The sequence below is a fragment of the Micromonospora sp. AMSO31t genome, from assembly GCF_008868175.1.
In the GTDB taxonomy this organism is placed as follows: domain Bacteria; phylum Actinomycetota; class Actinomycetes; order Mycobacteriales; family Micromonosporaceae; genus Micromonospora.
In genome coordinates this window covers 1-16,821 of sequence record NZ_WBKT01000125.1, presented here as the reverse complement: position 1 = coordinate 16,821, position 16,821 = coordinate 1, and the positions used below count along the sequence as shown (strand labels likewise).

Sequence of the window (16,821 nt, the reverse complement as noted above, 5' to 3'; positions counted from 1 at the left end):
ACCAAGATCAACGAGAACGCCTTCAAGCTGGAGAAGCTTCAGCAGCAGCAGGCCAAGCTCGACGTCGACCAGCAGCAGCTGGAGAAGGAGATCGCCGACCAGAAGGCGCCCGGCAACCTGACGGCCAGCGCGACGGCCGGGACACCGGCATCGGGCAGCGCGCACCGCGGTCGGGGGGCCGGACCGCGGCGCAGCGTGCCCCGCGCGGCACCACGTCGACGGTGGCGGCCGACCGGCCCGACCGCCGGGGGGAGACTCGCGCCCGGGGGGCGCGCGAGTTCCCCACCCAGGGCAGCGCCGCGCTGCGGCCGGCCGAGCGCACCACGCCCACCGGCGGCACCACGCCGCGGCTGCGGGTCGCCCCGCCGCCGCCGGTCCGCGTGCCGCGGGCGCCGTTCGTCGGGCTGATCCTGGTGCTCGTGGTCGGCGGGGTGCTCGGCATCCTGGCGGTCAACACCAAGATCAACGAGAACGCCTTCAAGCTGGAGAAGCTTCAGCAGCAGCAGGCCAAGCTCGACGTCGACCAGCAGCAGCTGGAGAAGGAGATCGCCGACCAGAAGGCGCCCGGCAACCTGACGGCCAACGCCCGCAAGCTGGGCCTGGTCGACTCCGACGAGCTGGCCTACATCCGGCTGCCGGACGGGAAGGTGATCGGCGTCCCGCACCCCGTGGAGGGCGCGCCGGCGATCACCAGCCAGCAGGGCAACGGAGGCTGAGCAGTGCCGCCGAGATCGGATGAACCGCGCCGGGACGCCACGGGCTCCCGGCGCGGCTCGTCGCGGGGCGCGGAGCACCGCGAGCCGGGCGTCGGCGGGATCTCCGACGCGCGGGCGTACACCCCGCGGGGCCGGACCATCCGGGAGGGCGGCGGCGCGGCGCGCGCCGGCGGGGGCGCCGAGCAACGGCGTACCCCGCGCAGCAGCCGCTCCGGCGATCCGTTCCGCCCGGCGCTGCAGGTGCTCGACGGCGGCCGGACCGGGGCGACCCGCGCCGGCCGCCGGGAGACCGCGGCCGGTGGCCGGACCGGTGTGGTGCGGACCGTCTCCGCCCGGCCGGCGCGCGAGCCGTTCGACGACGACGAGCCCGCGCCGCCGCGGCGCCGGCCCGGGCCACGGCGGCCCGCGCGACCGGCCGCCCGGCGACCGGTCCGCAAGCCGCGCCGCCCGCCGAAGCTCGCCGACCCGCGCCGCCGGCTGCGGCTCGGCACGCTGCTCGTGCTGGCACTCTTCACCAGCATCGGCATCCGGCTGGTCTACCTCCAGACCGCCAGCACCCCGGCGTACGCCGACGGCGGGCTCGCCAACCGGCTCGCCGTGGTCGAGCTGCCGGCGCCGCGCGGGGCGATCTACGACCGCACCGGCGCCCCGCTGGCGCACAGCGTCGAGGCGCGGTACGTCTTCGCCGACCCCACCCAGGTCAAGAACCCGGCCGCCACCGCCCGGCTGCTCTCCCCGCTGCTCGGCGTGCCCGCCTCCGAGCTGGCCGGGAAGATGAAGCCCCGCAAGCTGCCGGGCGGCGGTTGGTCGCAGTTCGAGTACCTGGCGCGCGGCGTCGACATCGACCGGGCCAAGCAGATCATGGCGTTGGAGCTGGCCGGCATCGGCGTGCACCGCGACGAGCGGCGCGAGGTGCCCGGCGGCGACCTGGCGGCCAACCTGCTCGGCTTCGTCAGCCAGGACATGAACGGCCTCGAAGGGCTGGAGGCGAAGTACGACGACGTCCTCGAGGGCAAGCCCGGCAGGAAGCGGTACGAGGTGGGGCAGGGCGACCTGGCCGCGCCGATCCCGGGCGGCTACAGCCAGACCACCCCGGCCCAACCGGGCAGTTCGCTGGAGCTGACGGTCGACCGCGACCTCCAGTTCAAGACGCAGCGGATCCTGTCCGACGCGATGGCCCAGACCCGGAACAGCGTCGGCGCCGCGGTGGTCATCGAGGTCGGCACCGGTGACGTGCTGGCCCAGGCGAGCTACCCCACCTACAACGCGGCCGACCCCACCAAGGTCAACTCGCCGGCCGACCGCGAGGACGCGGCCACCAGCTTCATCGTCGACCCGGGCTCGATCCACAAGGCGATCACCTACGGCGCCGCCCTCCAGGAGGGCGTGATCACCCCGGACACCACCTTCCCGGTGGCCAACGGCATCACCCTGGGCGGGGTCCCCTTCACGGACACCCACCCGGCCAACGGGCGGACCATGAGCATCCCGGGCATGCTCGCCTTCTCGTCCAACGTCGGCACCATCAAGATCGCCGACAAGCTCGGCCCGGATCGCCTGATCGACTACCAGAAGCGGTTCGGGCTGGGGCAGCCCACCGGCGAGGGCATGCCCGGGGAGGCCAGCGGCCGGCTGCTCCCGGCCAACCAGTGGAGCGGCTCGTCGTACGGGTCGGTGCCGATCGGGCACAGCGTGGACGCCACCCCACTGCAGATGGCCGCCGCGTACGCCGCGATCGCCAACGACGGCACGTACGTCCAGCCGCACCTGATCAAGAACGTGGTCGGCCCGGACGGGAAGAAGAAGCCTGGCGCCGCCCCGGTCACCCGCTCGGTGCTCAGCCCGGCGAACGCGGCCGCGCTGCGCCGGATGCTGGAGGCGGTCACCACGGTCGACGGCCCGGACGGGCGGGCCACCGGCCTGGCGGCCGCGGTGCCCGGCTACCGGGTCGCCGGCAAGACGGGCACCGGCCTGCGCTACGACAACGGCAAGCGCCAGCCCGGCGAGGTCGCCTCGTTCATCGGGATGGCCCCGGCGGAGAAGCCGAGGTACGTGGTGGCGGTCTTCGCCTGGAGCCCGGGCGGCGAGGGTGGGGCGGTGGCCGCGCCGGCCTTCCGGGACATGATGTCCTTCACTCTCCGGCACTACCGGGTGCCGCCCTCGGCGACCAACAAGTCCCCGAAGTTCGAGGTCTTTCCGCACTGAGCCGGGAGGGCGGGACATCATCGGTGAGTGGCGACGAACCACCGGGGCGGCTGTGCGGTCGGAACCGGACGACCGGGTAGGGTCTGACGCCGTGCCCGGCAATCCACGACCCGCCACCGTGAATCCCGTCCGGCTCGGTGACCTCGCCACCCGGCTGGCCGTCGCGCCGCCGGAGGGGGCCGCCGAGGTGGCCGTCACCGGGGTGACCCACGCCAGCCAGGAGGTCCGCCCCGGCGACCTGTACGCGGCCCTGCCCGGTGCCCGCCGGCACGGCGCGGAGTTCGCCGCCGCGGCGGCCGGGGCCGGCGCCGTGGCCCTGCTGACCGACCCGGCCGGTGTCGCGCTGGCCGCCGGAGCGGGCCTGCCCGTGCTGGTCGTCGACGACCCTCGGGCGGTGCTCGGCGAGGTCGCCGCGCGCGTCTACGGCGACCCGACCGCCGGGCTGACCATGATCGGCGTGACCGGCACCGCCGGCAAGACCTCCACGAGCTACCTCATCGAGTCCGGGCTGCGCGCCGCCGGGCACACCACCGGCCTGATCGGCACGGTGGAGACCCGGCTCGGCGACCTGGTGATCGACAGCGTCCGGACCACCCCCGAGGCGACCGACCTGCACGCCATGCTCGCGGTGGCGCGCGAGCGCGGGGTGGACACCGTGGTCATGGAGGTCTCCAGCCACGCCCTGGCCATGGGCCGGGTCGGCGGGGTCCGGTTCGACGTCGGCGGCTACACCAACTTCGGCTCCGACCACCTGGACTTCCACGCCGACGAGGCGGACTACTTCGCCGCCAAGGCGAAGCTCTTCGACGGGCGCTGCCGGGTCGAGGTGCTCAACCACGACGACCCGGCGCTGCGGCCGCTGCTCAAGCCGGCGACGGTGACCTACTCGGCGGCCGGCGACCCGACCGCCACCTGGTGGGCCGACGGGATCGGCGGCGAGGGCTACGCGCAGCGCTTCACCGCGCACGGCCCGGACGCGGTGACCCTGCCCACCGGCGTGGCCCTGCCCGGCCGGCACAACGTGGCCAACGCGCTGCTGGCCGTCGCCACGCTGGTGGCCGCCGGGGTCGACCCGGCCACCGCGGCCCGCGGGGTGGCCACCTGCGGCGGGGTGCCCGGCCGGCTGGAGCTGGTCAGCGGCGACGCCCCGGTGCGCGGGGTGGTCGACTACGCGCACAAGGCGAACGCCATCGAGGCGGTCCTCGTGGCGCTGCGCGACCTGACCGGCGGCCGGCTGATCTGCGTGCTCGGCGCCGGCGGCGACCGGGACCGGGGCAAGCGGCCGGTGATGGGTGCCACCGCCGCGCGGGGCGCCGACGTGGTGCTGGTGACCGACGACAACCCGCGCACCGAGGACCCGGCCGCGATCCGGGCCGAGGTGCTGGCCGGCGCGTACGCGGCGGGCACCGGCGCGCGGATCATCGAGGCGCCCGGCCGGCGGGCCGCCATCGAGGAGGCGGTCCGGGTGGCCGAACCGGGGGACATCGTGGCGCTGCTGGGCAAGGGGCAGGAACGCGGCCAGGAGATCAACGGCGAGGTGCTGCCGTTCGACGACCGGGTGGAGCTGGCCGAGGCGCTGCGCGCCCGCTTCGGCGACCTGGTGGGGCAGCGATGATCCCGCTGACCCTGGCCGAGGTGGCCGCCGCGGTCGACGGCCGGCTCGTCGCCGCCGACCCGGACGCCCGGGTGACCGGCTCGGTGGAGTTCGACTCCCGCAAGGTCACCCCCGGCGGCCTCTTCGTCGCCTTCCCGGGCAAGAAGGTGGACGGGCACGACTACGCGGCCGGGGCGATTTCCTCCGGCGCGGTGGCCGTGCTCGGCACCCGCGAGGTGCCCGGCGTGCCGATGGTGCTGGTCGGCGACGCGCTCGACGCCATGGGGCGGCTGGCCCGCGCGGTGGTCGACCGGCTGCCCGGCCTGACCGTCATCGGGCTGACCGGTTCCTCCGGCAAGACCACCACCAAGGACCTGATCGCCCAGCTCGCCGTCCGGCTCGGCCCGACCGTGGCGCCGCCCGGCTCGTTCAACAACGAGCTGGGGCACCCGTACACGGCGTTGCAGGCCGGGTCGGAGACCCGCTACCTGGTCATGGAGAAGGGCGCCCGGGGGGTGGGGCACGTCCGCTACCTGTGCGAGGTGGTGCCGCCGCGGATCTCGGTGGTGCTCAACGTCGGGGTGGCGCACATCGGCGAGTTCGGCTCGGTGGAGACCATCGCGCTGGCCAAGGGCGAGCTGGTCGAGGCGCTGCCCGCCGACGGGCTGGCCGTGCTCAACGCCGACGACCCGCGGGTCGACGCCATGGCGGCGCGCACGCAGGCCCGGGTGGTCCGCTACGGCGAGTCCGAGCGGGCCGACGTGCGGGCGGTCGACGTGACGCTGGACGGGCGGGGCCGTGCCTCGTACACCCTCGTCACGCCCGAGGGCAGCGCGCCGGTGCGGCTCGGGCTGACCGGCCGGCACCAGGTGTCCAACTCGCTGGCCGCCGCGGCGGTCGCCCGCGAGCTGGGCCTGCCGCTGCCCGAGCTGGCGGTGGCCCTGGGCGAGCTGGGTCTGGTCTCCACCCGCCGGATGGACGTGTTCGAGCGCCCCGACGGGGTGATCCTCGTCGACGACTCGTACAACGCCAATCCGGCCTCCACCGGCGTGGCGCTGCGGGCGCTGGCGAGCATGCGGGGTACGGGGCGTACCGTCGCGGTGCTCGGTTACATGGCCGAGTTGGGCGACTTCGAACGGGAGGGGCACCAGCAGGTCGGCCGCCTGGCGGCCGAACTGGGGGTCGACCGGCTGCTCGTGGTGGGCGAGTCGGCGGCGCCGATCCACGAAGGCGCGACAGCGGTAAGCAACTGGGGAGGAGAGTCGGTGCTGCTCACCGATCAGGCGGCGGCCGTCGAGGTGCTGCGGAGCGAGCTACGTCCGGGTGACGTGGTGCTGGTGAAGGGCTCCCGGTACCGGACCTGGGAGGTGGCCGACGCGCTGCGCGCGGACGCCATGGAAGGTCCGGCCGCATGAGGGCGGTGATCGTCGCCATCGGGGTCGCCTTCCTCATCTCGCTCTTCTGCACCCCGATCGCGATCAAGGTCTTCACCCGGCTGAAGGCCGGCCAGCCGATCCGGGCCGAGGGCCCGGCCATGCACCAGGGCAAGAAGGGCACGCCCACCATGGGCGGCGTGGTCTTCATCCTGGCCACGGTGATCGCGTACGTCGCCGGCCACCTGGCCCTGACCACCCTGCCGGACGCGCAGATCGCCCAGGTCGAGCCAACCATCACGGCGCTGGTGCTGCTGGGGCTCATGGTGTTCTCCGGCGCGGTGGGCTTCATCGACGACTTCCTGAAGGTCCGCAAGCGGCACAGCGGCGGCCTCAACAAGCGTGGGAAGCTCGCCGGCCAGATCCTGGTCGGCGCGATCTTCGGCGTGGTGGCGCTCTACTTCCCGAGCAGCATGACCGACGTCCGCGGCAACGCGACCAACACGGAGACCGTCGGCAGCACCATGCTGAGCTTCATCCGGGACATCCCGGCCCTGGAGATCGGCAAGATCGGCGCGGTGATCGTCATCATCCTGGTGGTGATGGCGGCGACCAACGGGGTGAACCTCACCGACGGCCTCGACGGCCTGGCCACCGGCGCCTCGGTGATGGTCCTCGCCGCGTATGCGCTTATCGCGTTCTGGCAGTACCGGCACTGGTGCGCCGACCCGAACTACCCCGTCGGGGAGTACTGCTACACGGTCCGGGACCCGCTGGAGATCGCGCTGATCGCCGGGGCGGCGGCCGGGGCCTGCGTCGGCTTCCTGTGGTGGAACACGTCGCCGGCCCGGATCTTCATGGGCGACACCGGAGCGCTGGGCCTGGGCGGGCTGATCGCCGGCATGGCGATGTCCACCCGGACCATCCTGCTGCTGCCGATCATCGGCGGCCTCTTCGTGATCATCACGATGTCCGTGGTGATCCAGATCATCTCGTTCCGCACCACCGGCAAGCGGGTGTTCCGCATGTCACCGCTCCAGCACCACTTCGAGCTGGCCGGCTGGAGCGAGGTCAACATCGTGGTCCGGTTCTGGATCATCGCCGGCATCGGGGTGGCCATCGCGCTGGGCCTGTTCTACAGCGAGTTCCTCGCCGCGGTGAGCTGACCGGCTGCCGCTGCGTCACGGCGGGATCCCTGGGTGTTACCAGGGGTCCCGCCGTTTCGCGTTCCGACACGCCGACCGGGCGGTTGCGCCACGGACGGGCGGGTCGAGCCGCCATGATGGGCGGGTGGGGGAGGCGAGAGACACCGAGGGCGCGACCGACACGCAGGCCCGACGGCCGCCCGCGGCGACCCGTCCGGCCGACCCGCCCGGGCCGCTGCTCGGGCTGGACGCGGCGGGCGGGCTGGCCGCGCTGCGTGGCCTGCTGGCCCGGCCGCTGGCCTCCTACTACCTGCTGCTCTCCAGCGCCGGCCTGCTGCTGCTGATCGGCCTGACCATGGTCTTCTCGGCGACCAGCGTGAAGGACTACGCCGAGGAGGGGGACGCCACGGCGTCCCTGGTCAAGCAGACGATCTTCGCGGTGATCGGCGTGGTGGCGTTCTGGGCCTGCCAGCGACTGCCGGCGAAGACGTTCCGGGCCGGCAGCCGCCCGGCGCTCGGCCTCGCGGTCGTGCTGCTGCTCCTGCTCAACCTGCTGGTCGCGCTGGAGGCCCTGTTCCGGGTGAAGGCGATCGGCCCGCTCAAGGCCGAGCTGCTCTGGCTCTACCTCGGCCCGATCTCGGTGCAGCCGGTCGAGGTGGCCAAGTTCGCGCTGGTGCTGTGGGGCGCGCACGTGCTCGTCCGCAAGGGCGCCGCGCTCGGCTGGTGGCGGGAGCTGGCCACCCCGCTGTTCCCGGTCGTCGGCCTGCTCTTCGTGCTGGTCGGCTACAACGACCTGGGCAGCATGCTCTGCCTGCTGGCCCTGGTGGTCGGCCTGCTCTGGGCGGCCGGCGTCCGGAAGCGGGTCTTCGCCACCCTCTCCGCGATCGGCCTCGCCGGCATCGGCCTGCTGGTCGCCGCCGCGTCGCTCGGCGCGGGCTCCGGGTCCCGCGACGCCGAGAACTACCGGCTGGGCCGGCTCACCATGTGGCTCGACCCGCCCGATCCGAAGACCTGCTTCGACGAGCAGCTGCCGAACTGCTACCAGCTCGTCCAGGCCCGCTTCGCGCTGGAGAACGGCGGCTGGTTCGGCGTCGGTCTCGGCAAGAGCAGCGCCAAGTTCGGCTGGCTGCCCGAGGCGCACAACGACTTCATCTTCGCGGTGATCGCCGAGGAGCTGGGGGTGGTCGGCTGCACGGTGGTGCTGGTGCTCTTCGCCGTGCTGGCGTACACCGGGCTGCGGATCGCCCGCCGGGTGGAGGACCCGTTCCGCCGGCTCGCCGCCGCCGGGGTCACCGCCTGGCTGGTCGGCCAGGCCGTCATCAACATCGGCGGGGTCACCGGGCTGCTGCCGCTCACCGGCGTACCCCTGCCCTTCATCTCCGACGGTGGCAGCGCCCTCGTGGTGACCCTGGCCGCGGTCGGGATGCTCGCCTCCTTCGCCCGGGCCGAGCCGGACGCGGCGCGGGCCCTGCATGCCCGTCCGCCGGCCCGGTGGGTCCGACTAGTGTGGGCCCCGTTGCCGCCGCTTCCCGGCCGGCGCCGTCGACCGGCGCCGCCACCGGCGGATCGAGGGTCCGTGCCCCGGTCCCGCTCGCGTCGGCAGGACGACCAGGCCGCGGCCCGCGGCGTCCGGTCCGACCGGGCGCGCGCCGGCACGGCGAGCGAGAGGAGACGCTGATGGGTCCGCTGCGTTCGGTGGTGCTCTGCGGAGGCGGCACGGGTGGGCACATCTACCCGTTGCTCGCGTTCGCCGACTGCCTGCGCCGACACGACCCGAGCGTCCGGATCACCTGCCTCGGCACACCCAAGGGGCTGGAGAACGAGCTGATCCCGCCGGCCGGCTACGACCTGCGCCAGATCCCGGCCTACCAGCTGCCCCGCTCGGTCAACATGAGCCTGGTGCGCACCCCGGACCGGATGTGGAAGGCGGCCCGCGCCGCGGGCAAGGTGCTCGACGAGGTGCGGGCCGACGTCGTGATCGGCTTCGGCGGGTACGTGTCGGTCCCCGGCTACCTGGCCGCGTGGCGGCGCGAGCTGCCCATCGTCATCCACGAGGTGAACGTGCCGCCGGGCGTGGCCAACCGGCTCGGCATGAAGTTCACCAAGAACGTCGCGGTCGGCTTCCCGCACCAGCCGGCGCAGGCCGAGTCGCTGCGCGACGCCCGGGTGGTCGGGGTGCCGCTGCGCCGGGGCATCGCCGGGCTGGACCGGGCCGCCGTGCGCAACGCCGCCCGCGCCCACTTCGGGCTCCGTCCCGACCTGCCGGTGCTCTTCGTGGCCGGCGGCTCGCAGGGCGCCCGCTCGATCAACCTGGCGGTCTCCGGGGCGGCCAAGGAACTGGCCCGCAACGGCGTGCAGGTGCTGCACGTCATCGGCGCCCGCAACGAGCCGGTCTCGGTCCCCAGCGACCTGCCGGTGCCGTACGTGACGCTGCCCTACCTGTCCGAGATGGAGCTGGGCTACGCGGCCGCCGACCTCATGCTGGGTCGCGGCGGCGCCATGACCTGCGCCGAGGTGGCCGCCATCGGCCTGCCCACCATCTACGTGCCGTACCCGCACAGCAACCAGGAGCAGAAGCGCAACGCGCTGCCCGTGGTGGAGGCCGGCGGCGGGTTGCTGGTCGACGACGCCGAGGTGACCCCGGCCTGGGTGGAGCGCACGGTGATCCCGCTGATCCGGGACCCGCAGCGGCTCGCCGCGATGGGCGGCGCCGCGGCCGCGTACGGCCGCCGCGACGGCGACGTGGCCCTGCTGAACTTCGTCTACGAGGCGGTGAGCCGCTGATGGCGGCCGCCGCGACCGGAAGGTACGCCTCATGAACACCGCGCAGTTCACCCCCGCCGGCACGATGACCGCGGAGGACCTGGGCCGGATCCACCTGATCGGCGTGGGCGGCGTCGGCATGAGCGGCCTGGCCCGGCTCTTCCTCACCCGGGGCCTGCCGGTCTCCGGCAGCGAGCTGCGGGAGTGGCCCTCCCTGGCCGGCCTGCGGGCGTTGGGCGGCACCATCCACATGAGCCACGAGGCGACCAACCTCGACGGCGTGGACACGGTCGTCTACTCCTCGGCCATCCCGCAGGACCACCTGGAGATGGCCGAGGCGCGCCGGCGCGGGCTGCGGGTGCTGCACCGCTCGGAGGCCCTCGCCGCCGCGATGACCGGCCGCCGGACCGTGGCGGTCGCCGGCACCCACGGCAAGACCACCACGACCTCGATGGTCACCATGGTGCTCCAGCAGGCCGGCGCCGACCCGTCCTTCGTGATCGGCGGCGAGATCTCCGAGGTCGGCTCGGGCGCGCACCACGGCACGGGTGAACATTTCGTGGTCGAGGCCGACGAGAGCGACCGGTCGTTCCTCATCTACCGCCCGTACGTGTCGATCATCACGAACATCGAGGCGGACCACCTCAACACCTACGGCGACCTGGCCAACCTGGAGGCGACCTTCGCCGAGTTCGCCCGGCTCACCGACCCGGAGGGCTTCATCGTCACCTGCGCCGACGACCCGGGCGGCCGGCGGCTGGCCGAGACGCTGCGGGCCGAGGGCCGCCGGGTCTGGACGTACGGCGAGTCCGCCGACGCCGACCTGCGGCTCAGCGGGATGACCTCCTCCGCGCAGGGGGTGCGCTACCTCGCCGAGATCGAGGGCCGGTCGCTGGGCGAGATCCGGCTCCCGGTGCCGGGGCGGCACATGGGGCTCAACAGCGCCTCCGCGGTGCTCGCCGCGTACCTGCTGGAGCTGCCGATCACGGCCGCGGAGGCCGCGCTCGGCGCGTTCCCGGGCGTGCGGCGGCGCTTCGAGCGCAAGGGCGTCGCCGACGGCGTGCTGGTCTACGACGAGTACGCCTACCATCCGACCTCGATGACGTTGGCCCTGCAGACGCTGCGTGAGGTGGCCGGCGAGGGCCGGCTCATCGTGGTGTTCCAGCCGTACCGGCTCTACCGCACCCGCGACCTCCAGGCGGAGATCGCCGCCGCCCTCGGCATCGCCGACGAGCTGGTGCTGCTGGAGGTCTTCGGCCCGGGCGAGCTGCGGCAGCCGGGCGAGGGCTCGGCCGCGCTGCTGGCGGTGGTGCCGCTGCCGGCGGACCGGAAGGTCTTCGTCGAGGCGTGGGACGACGTGCCGGCCGAGGTGGCCCGCCGGGCCCGGCCCGGCGACGTGGTCGTGACCATGGGCGCGCCGCCGATCTCGCTGATGGGCGACCAGCTGCTCGACGCCCTGCTGGCCCGGACCGGTGGCGCCGCGGCGATCGGCACGGGAGTCGACGCGGACGGCGCGGCGGCCACGGCCGGATGAGCCCCGGCCCGGCCCGTGGCCGCACCCCCGGCCAGGACGGCGGGGCCGGCCGGCGCAGCCCGGCCCGCCGGTGGCAGCTGGTCCGGGCGAGCGCGGACGCCGTACCCCCGTCGACCCGGCGGTTCATGGCCCGGGCCCGGCAGCGGCGGATGCGCGCGGCGCTGCCCTGGGCACTCACCGCCGGCGTGCTGGCGATCGCCGGGCTGGTCGCCTGGACCGTGCTGGGCACCGGACTGTTCGGTGTCCGGGAGGTGCGGGTGGTCGGCGCGACGCTGGTCACCCCGGTCGAGGTGCGCGATGCCGCGGCCGTGCCGGACGACGCTCCGCTGGCCCGGGTGGACCTGGCCGCGACCGCCCGCCGGGTCGGCGCCCTCGCCCCGGTGGAGCGCGCCACGGTGGAGCGGGACTGGCCGGGCGCCCTCGTGATCCGCGTGGTGGAGCGGACCCCGGTGGCCGCGGTGCCGCAGGGCGAGCGCTGGGCGGTCGTGGACCCGGCCGGTGTGGTCTTCCAGAACCTGGACCAGGCCCCCGCCGGGCTGCCGGTCGTCCGGGTCGGCCGGCCGGCCCCCGACGATCCCGGCACCCGTGCCGGGCTGGCCGTGCTGGCCGCGCTCAGCCCGAAGCTGCGCGCCGAGCTGGTCGCGGTGGACGTGGCCGGGCTGGCCCGGATCACCCTGCTGCTGCGCGAGGACCGCAAGGTCGTCTGGGGCGACGCCACCCGCAACCCGGACAAGTCCAAGGTGGCCACCGCCCTGCTCGGTCGGAAGGCCGACACGATCGACGTCAGCGCTCCGGACGTGGTCACCTTCCAGTGATCCCCCGGTCGGCCGACGTGAGCCGGCCCGCTCCACGGGCGACACGCCGGAAAGGTCCTTGGCTCAGCGCTCGGCGGCGCATACGTTGCCCCGAAGAGATCAGTGGTTGACATCGCTCTAAGCCTCTAGTAGAGGGTGAGGGTTTCAGCCGTCGGAACAGCTGGGAGTTGTCCGCCGCTGGTCTGGCCAAGCCGTGTGGGGTCGGCCCATGCCAATCTCGAAGGGAAAGGACCGGAGATGACACCTCCGCACAACTACCTGGCGGTCATCAAGGTCGTCGGCATCGGGGGCGGCGGCGTGAACGCCGTCAACCGGATGATCGAGGTTGGGCTCAAGGGCGTCGAGTTCATCGCGATCAACACCGACGCGCAGGCGCTGCTGATGAGCGACGCCGACGTCAAGCTCGATGTCGGCCGGGAGTTGACCCGCGGGCTGGGCGCCGGCGCCAACCCGGACGTCGGCAAGAACGCCGCCGAGGACCACCGCGACGAGATCGAGGAGGTGCTCAAGGGCGCCGACATGGTCTTCGTGACCTGCGGCGAGGGCGGCGGCACCGGCACCGGCGGCGCGCCGGTCGTGGCGAACATCGCCCGCAAGCTCGGCGCGCTCACCATCGGCGTGGTCACCCGGCCGTTCTCCTTCGAGGGCAAGCGCCGCCAGGTGCAGGCCGAGTCGGGCATCGAGGAGCTGCGCAACCAGTGCGACACGCTCATCGTGATCCCGAACGACCGGCTGCTCGCGCTCGGCGACCGCAACATCTCCATGATGGACGCCTTCCGCACGGCGGACCAGGTGCTCCTCTCCGGTGTCCAGGGCATCACCGACCTGATCACCACGCCCGGTCTGATCAACCTGGACTTCGCCGACGTCAAGAGCGTGATGAGCGGCGCGGGCAGCGCGCTCATGGGCATCGGCAGCGCCCGCGGCGAGAACCGCGCTGTGGAGGCGGCCGAGGCGGCCATCTCCAGCCCGCTGCTGGAGCAGAGCATGGACGGCGCGCGGGGCGTGCTGCTCTCCATCGCCGGCGGCTCCGACCTGGGCCTGTTCGAGATCAACGACGCCGCCCAGCTGGTCACCGACGCGGCCCACCCGGACGCCAACATCATCTTCGGCGCGGTCATCGACGACGCGCTCGGCGACGAGGTGCGGGTGACCGTGATCGCGGCGGGCTTCGACGGGGGCGCGCCGGCCTACAAGGCGGTCGAGCCGTCCCGCAAGACCAACCAGAACCCGCCGACCCAGGCGAACGCGCCGGTGAGCCCGCCGGCCACCATGCCGGCCCCGCAGCAGTCGCCGCGCCGGGTGCTCTTCGACGACGTCGACGTGCCGGACTTCCTCAAGAACGGCTCCTGAGCCGCATCGATGACCGACTCACCGACCACGGTGCGACCCGACCGTCGCGCCGAGCTCGCGGCCGGCCTCGCCCGGGTCCGGGCCCGCATCGCCGACGCCTGTGCGGCGGCGGGCCGGGACCGGGGCGAGGTCACCCTGGTCGCGGTGACCAAGACGTACCCGGCCGCCGACGTGGTCGCGCTGGCCGGGCTCGGGGTGACCGACGTGGGGGAGAACCGCGACCAGGAGGCCGCCCCGAAGGCCGCCGAGGCGGCCGCCGCCGGGGCGGCGCCGCGGTGGCACTTCATCGGCCAGCTCCAGCGCAACAAGGCCCGCTCGGTGGTCCGCTACGCCGACGTGGTCCAGTCGGTCGACAGCGTGCGGCTGGCCACCGCCCTGGACGGCGCCGCGGCCGCCGCCCGGGACCGGCCGCTGGACGTGCTGGTGCAGGTGAGCGTCGACGGCGACGCCGCCCGCGGCGGTGCGCTGCCGGACGCGGCCGACCCGGACCGGGGGCTCGGCGCGGTGGCCGCCGCGGTGGCCGGGGCCGGCGGGCTGCGGCTCGCCGGGCTCATGGCGGTCGCTCCGCTGGGCTGGGAGCCGGACCGGGCGTTCGCCCGGCTCGCCGAGGTGGCGGCGCGATTCCGCGCCGACCATCCCGGTGCGACCGTGCTCTCGGCGGGCATGAGCGGCGATCTGGAAATTGCGATCGGGTACGGCGCGACACATGTCCGCGTCGGCAGCGCGTTGCTCGGAATGCGCCCCACGCTGCGGTAGCCTGACCGCGAAAGAAGCAAATTACAGCAGTGTTGTTCAGGAACGGCGTTCCCGTAGCCGGGGGCCGTGGCGAGCGGACCGCGAATCGCTCGCCAGGGGATTGCCGATCCGGTCCGGTGGGCATCGTTGTCCACTCGTGATCAAGCGACACGGCACGGGGGCGCGTGCCGCACGGCGGACGGAAGGGCGCGGGGATGGGTGCACTGCGCAAGGCGGGGGTCTGGCTCGGTCTCGTCGAGGAGGACGATGAGCGGGCGTACGAGGACGGTGGCTACGACAAGGGTGGCTACCGCGAGTCGCGCTACCGGTCGAGCCGCTACGCGGAAGAGTTCGCCGACGACGAGGACGACGAGTCCGAGGAGCCGCCGGCGAGCCGGGGCCGGGCCGGTGACCGGGGCCGGCTGAGCGAGCGCGCGTCGAGCCGCGCCGTCGAGACCGATCGCGCCGAGGTGGAGCGGCCGGAGCGGACCGAGCGGTCCAGCGTCCGGTCGATCACCCGCTCCGGTGCGGGCGAGACCTCCGGCGCGCTGACCTACCACACCCGCGACAATCTCGCCCTGGCGCCGCAGGCCCAGCCGCGCGAGCGGGCCGTGGTGGAGGACGAGCAGCGCTACCAGATCACCACCCTGCACCCGACCACCTACCGGGAGGCGCGCACCATCGGTGAGCACTTCCGCGACGGCGTGCCGGTGATCATCAACCTCACCGAGATGGACGAGGCGGATGCCCGCCGGCTGGTCGACTTCGCTGCCGGGCTCGCGTTCGGCCTGCGCGGTACGATCGAGCGCGTGACCAACCGGGTGTTCCTGCTCTCACCGGCCAACGTCCAGGTCACCGCGGAGGACAAGGCCAAGATCGCTGAGGGCGGCTTTTTCAGCCTGAGCTAGCCCGCACGACCGAGGGACGTCGCCTGCCGTGTTGTCGATCCTGTTCCAGGTGCTCTATCTGCTCCTGTATTTCTTCCTACTTGTGTTGTTGGCCCGATTTGTCCTCGGCGCCGTTCTGGCCTATGGTCGCCGCTGGCAACCGGGCCGTGGAGCATCCGCGGGACTGGAAGTCGTGTGGAGCGTCACTGATCCGCCCCTGCGCGCGTTGAGGCGTGTGATCCCACCACTGCGAATTGGTACCGTGAGCATCGACCTGGCCTCCCTTGTGCTCCTGGTTATCCTGTTCGTGCTGATGGAGTTCGTGTTTAGGCGCCTGATCCTGGCCTTTGCCTGACCAGAGCGCTTTCGCGGCCGCAACTGACCCGAGGAGTTTCGATGCCGCTGACCCCGGCCGACGTTCACAACGTCGCCTTCAAAAAGCCGCCGATCGGCAAGCGGGGCTATGACGAGGAGGAGGTCGACGCCTTCCTTGACGAGGTCGAGCGCGAGCTCGCCCGTCTGATCGAGGAGAACAACGAGCTGCGCGCCCAGGTGGAGCGCGGCGGTCGGGGCGGGGCTCCCGCCGGCCCCGGCGGCGACGCCCGGCTCGCGGCGGAGCTCAACGACGTCAAGGCCCAGCTCGACCGGGTGCAGCGCGACAAGGCGGCCGCCGAGCAGGCGGCCCGGGCGATGCAGGCCGAGCTGGAGCAGGTCCGCGCCCAGGGTGGCCCGGCGGCCTCCGCCGCCGACGGCGAGCAGCAGGCGCTGCGGGTGCTCATGATGGCCCAGCGCACCGCCGACGACCACGTGTCCGACGCCCGGCGCGAGGCCGACCAGCTGCTCTCCGAGGCCCGTTCCAAGGCCGAGGAGGTCACCCGCGAGGCCCGCGCCAAGGCCGACGCGCTGGAGCGCGACGCCCGCCAGCGGCACCAGGAGGCCATGGGCGGTCTGGACGCCAAGCGCACCGCTCTGCAGAAGCACATCGAGGAGCTCAAGCAGTTCGAGCGCGAGTACCGCACCCGCCTCAAGGCGTACCTGGAGAGCCAGCTGCGTGACCTCGACGGTCGCGGCCAGGGCCTTGAGGTCGAGATGAACCGCTCCGAGGGCGCCCGTGCCGCCGGCGGCAGCAACGGCCTCGCCGCCGCCGGTCTCGCCGGCTCCTACGGCGGCGGCCGTACGGGCTCGCTCGAGTCCGGCCGCTGATCCCGGCGTCGGTGGCCGTCCCCCGCGGCGGCCACCGGCAACGCAGACCGACACGACGCGGCCGGGGGTGAGCCGTGATAGCAGCCAGCATCCTTCTCATCCTCGCCGCGGTCGTGCTCCTGGTGGCCGGGCTGGCCAGTGGGTCCAGCTCGCTGCTGATCACCTCGATCGCGGTCAGCCTTCTGGCCGCCGTCGCCCTCGTCGCGTTCGCCCGCCAGGCGGCCGCGACTCGGGCCACGGCGGGCCGGGAGACCGGGCCGCGCCTCCGCCGGACCGTGCCGGCCGGCCCGTCCCCGGACGGGCCGGAGGTCCCGGTCCCGCACATGACGTCGCCGGTCGGCACCGGTGGACCTGGGTGGCGGCAACCGCCCGGGCCGCCGGTGGCCGACGTCGTCGACCCGCCGGCCGCCGCGTACGGCCCGCCGGCCGACCCGTTCGAGCCCGGCCCGTTCGAGCCTGGCCCGTTCAAGCCCGGCCCGTTTGAGCCTGGCCCGTTCG

General features: G+C 73.8%; 14 protein-coding genes and 1 pseudogene. All 15 read left to right on the top strand.

The window, feature by feature from the left end:
• The first annotated feature begins 149 nt into the window (after positions 1 to 149).
• Positions 150 to 716 carry a hypothetical protein gene (locus F8274_RS23070; RefSeq protein WP_151464458.1) on the top strand — a complete coding sequence of 189 codons (567 nt, stop codon included), beginning with the start codon at positions 150 to 152 and terminating at the stop codon, positions 714 to 716.
• A 3-nt stretch (positions 717 to 719) separates the two neighbouring features.
• Complete coding sequence (locus tag F8274_RS23065) at positions 720 to 2,921, top strand: penicillin-binding protein 2 (protein WP_151464457.1); 2,202 nt, start codon at positions 720 to 722, stop codon at positions 2,919 to 2,921.
• Between the two features lie 52 nt (positions 2,922 to 2,973).
• Positions 2,974 to 4,536 carry a UDP-N-acetylmuramoyl-L-alanyl-D-glutamate--2,6-diaminopimelate ligase gene (locus F8274_RS23060; RefSeq protein ID WP_192579943.1) on the top strand — a complete coding sequence of 521 codons (1,563 nt, stop codon included), beginning with the start codon at positions 2,974 to 2,976 and terminating at the stop codon, positions 4,534 to 4,536.
• Positions 4,533 to 5,930 (top strand): UDP-N-acetylmuramoyl-tripeptide--D-alanyl-D-alanine ligase, encoded by a 1,398-nt coding sequence (gene murF, locus F8274_RS23055; protein ID WP_151464455.1) that lies wholly within the window; start codon positions 4,533 to 4,535, stop codon positions 5,928 to 5,930. The genes F8274_RS23060 and murF overlap by 4 nt, the downstream gene beginning before the upstream one ends.
• Positions 5,927 to 7,054, top strand: a complete 1,128-nt coding sequence (gene mraY / locus F8274_RS23050; protein WP_151464454.1) for a phospho-N-acetylmuramoyl-pentapeptide-transferase — start codon at positions 5,927 to 5,929, stop codon at positions 7,052 to 7,054. The genes murF and mraY overlap by 4 nt, the downstream gene beginning before the upstream one ends.
• Positions 7,055 to 7,268: 214 nt before the next feature.
• The gene (locus F8274_RS23045) at positions 7,269 to 8,711 is read left to right on the top strand and encodes an FtsW/RodA/SpoVE family cell cycle protein (RefSeq protein WP_225853931.1); all 1,443 of its coding nucleotides are present in this window, start codon (positions 7,269 to 7,271) and stop codon (positions 8,709 to 8,711) included.
• On the top strand, positions 8,711 to 9,817 hold the full coding sequence (gene murG, locus F8274_RS23040; RefSeq protein WP_151464452.1) for an undecaprenyldiphospho-muramoylpentapeptide beta-N-acetylglucosaminyltransferase: 1,107 nt from the start codon (positions 8,711 to 8,713) through the stop codon (positions 9,815 to 9,817). Before F8274_RS23045 ends, murG begins: the two co-directional genes overlap by 1 nt.
• Positions 9,818 to 9,848: 31 nt before the next feature.
• Positions 9,849 to 11,330 carry a UDP-N-acetylmuramate--L-alanine ligase gene (gene murC / locus F8274_RS23035; RefSeq protein WP_151464451.1) on the top strand — a complete coding sequence of 494 codons (1,482 nt, stop codon included), beginning with the start codon at positions 9,849 to 9,851 and terminating at the stop codon, positions 11,328 to 11,330.
• Entirely contained in the window at positions 11,327 to 12,145 is an 819-nt protein-coding gene (locus tag F8274_RS23030; protein ID WP_151464450.1) for a cell division protein FtsQ/DivIB, read from the top strand. The genes murC and F8274_RS23030 overlap by 4 nt, the downstream gene beginning before the upstream one ends.
• Positions 12,146 to 12,382: 237 nt before the next feature.
• On the top strand, positions 12,383 to 13,498 hold the full coding sequence (gene ftsZ, locus F8274_RS23025) for a cell division protein FtsZ (protein WP_151464449.1): 1,116 nt from the start codon (positions 12,383 to 12,385) through the stop codon (positions 13,496 to 13,498).
• A gap of 9 nt (positions 13,499 to 13,507) precedes the next feature.
• Positions 13,508 to 14,254, top strand: coding sequence for a YggS family pyridoxal phosphate-dependent enzyme (locus tag F8274_RS23020; protein ID WP_151464448.1), 747 nt, complete (start codon positions 13,508 to 13,510; stop codon positions 14,252 to 14,254).
• A gap of 194 nt (positions 14,255 to 14,448) precedes the next feature.
• On the top strand, positions 14,449 to 15,141 hold the full coding sequence (locus F8274_RS23015) for a cell division protein SepF (protein ID WP_151464447.1): 693 nt from the start codon (positions 14,449 to 14,451) through the stop codon (positions 15,139 to 15,141).
• A gap of 28 nt (positions 15,142 to 15,169) precedes the next feature.
• Positions 15,170 to 15,475: a YggT family protein gene (locus F8274_RS23010; protein ID WP_091268049.1), complete on the top strand. Its 306-nt coding sequence runs from the start codon at positions 15,170 to 15,172 to the stop codon at positions 15,473 to 15,475.
• Positions 15,476 to 15,516: 41 nt separating this feature from the next.
• A complete protein-coding gene (locus F8274_RS23005; RefSeq protein WP_151464446.1) occupies positions 15,517 to 16,323 on the top strand; it encodes a DivIVA domain-containing protein in 807 nt (268 codons plus the stop codon).
• Positions 16,324 to 16,397: 74 nt separating this feature from the next.
• Positions 16,398 to 16,821, top strand: a pseudogene (locus F8274_RS23000) (hypothetical protein); the annotation flags it as partial.

What these genes read in the sequence shown, in the direction of transcription:
- murF (WP_151464455.1), top strand. Translation starts at nt 4,533, where the DNA reads ATGATCCCGCTGACCCTGGCCGAGGTGGCCGCCGCGGTCGACGGCCGG.
- mraY (WP_151464454.1), top strand. Translation starts at nt 5,927, where the DNA reads ATGAGGGCGGTGATCGTCGCCATCGGGGTCGCCTTCCTCATCTCGCTC.
- murG (WP_151464452.1), top strand. Translation starts at nt 8,711, where the DNA reads ATGGGTCCGCTGCGTTCGGTGGTGCTCTGCGGAGGCGGCACGGGTGGG.
- murC (WP_151464451.1), top strand. Translation starts at nt 9,849, where the DNA reads ATGAACACCGCGCAGTTCACCCCCGCCGGCACGATGACCGCGGAGGAC.
- F8274_RS23030 (WP_151464450.1), top strand. Translation starts at nt 11,327, where the DNA reads ATGAGCCCCGGCCCGGCCCGTGGCCGCACCCCCGGCCAGGACGGCGGG.
- ftsZ (WP_151464449.1), top strand. Translation starts at nt 12,383, where the DNA reads ATGACACCTCCGCACAACTACCTGGCGGTCATCAAGGTCGTCGGCATC.
- F8274_RS23020 (WP_151464448.1), top strand. Translation starts at nt 13,508, where the DNA reads ATGACCGACTCACCGACCACGGTGCGACCCGACCGTCGCGCCGAGCTC.
- F8274_RS23015 (WP_151464447.1), top strand. Translation starts at nt 14,449, where the DNA reads ATGGGTGCACTGCGCAAGGCGGGGGTCTGGCTCGGTCTCGTCGAGGAG.
- F8274_RS23005 (WP_151464446.1), top strand. Translation starts at nt 15,517, where the DNA reads ATGCCGCTGACCCCGGCCGACGTTCACAACGTCGCCTTCAAAAAGCCG.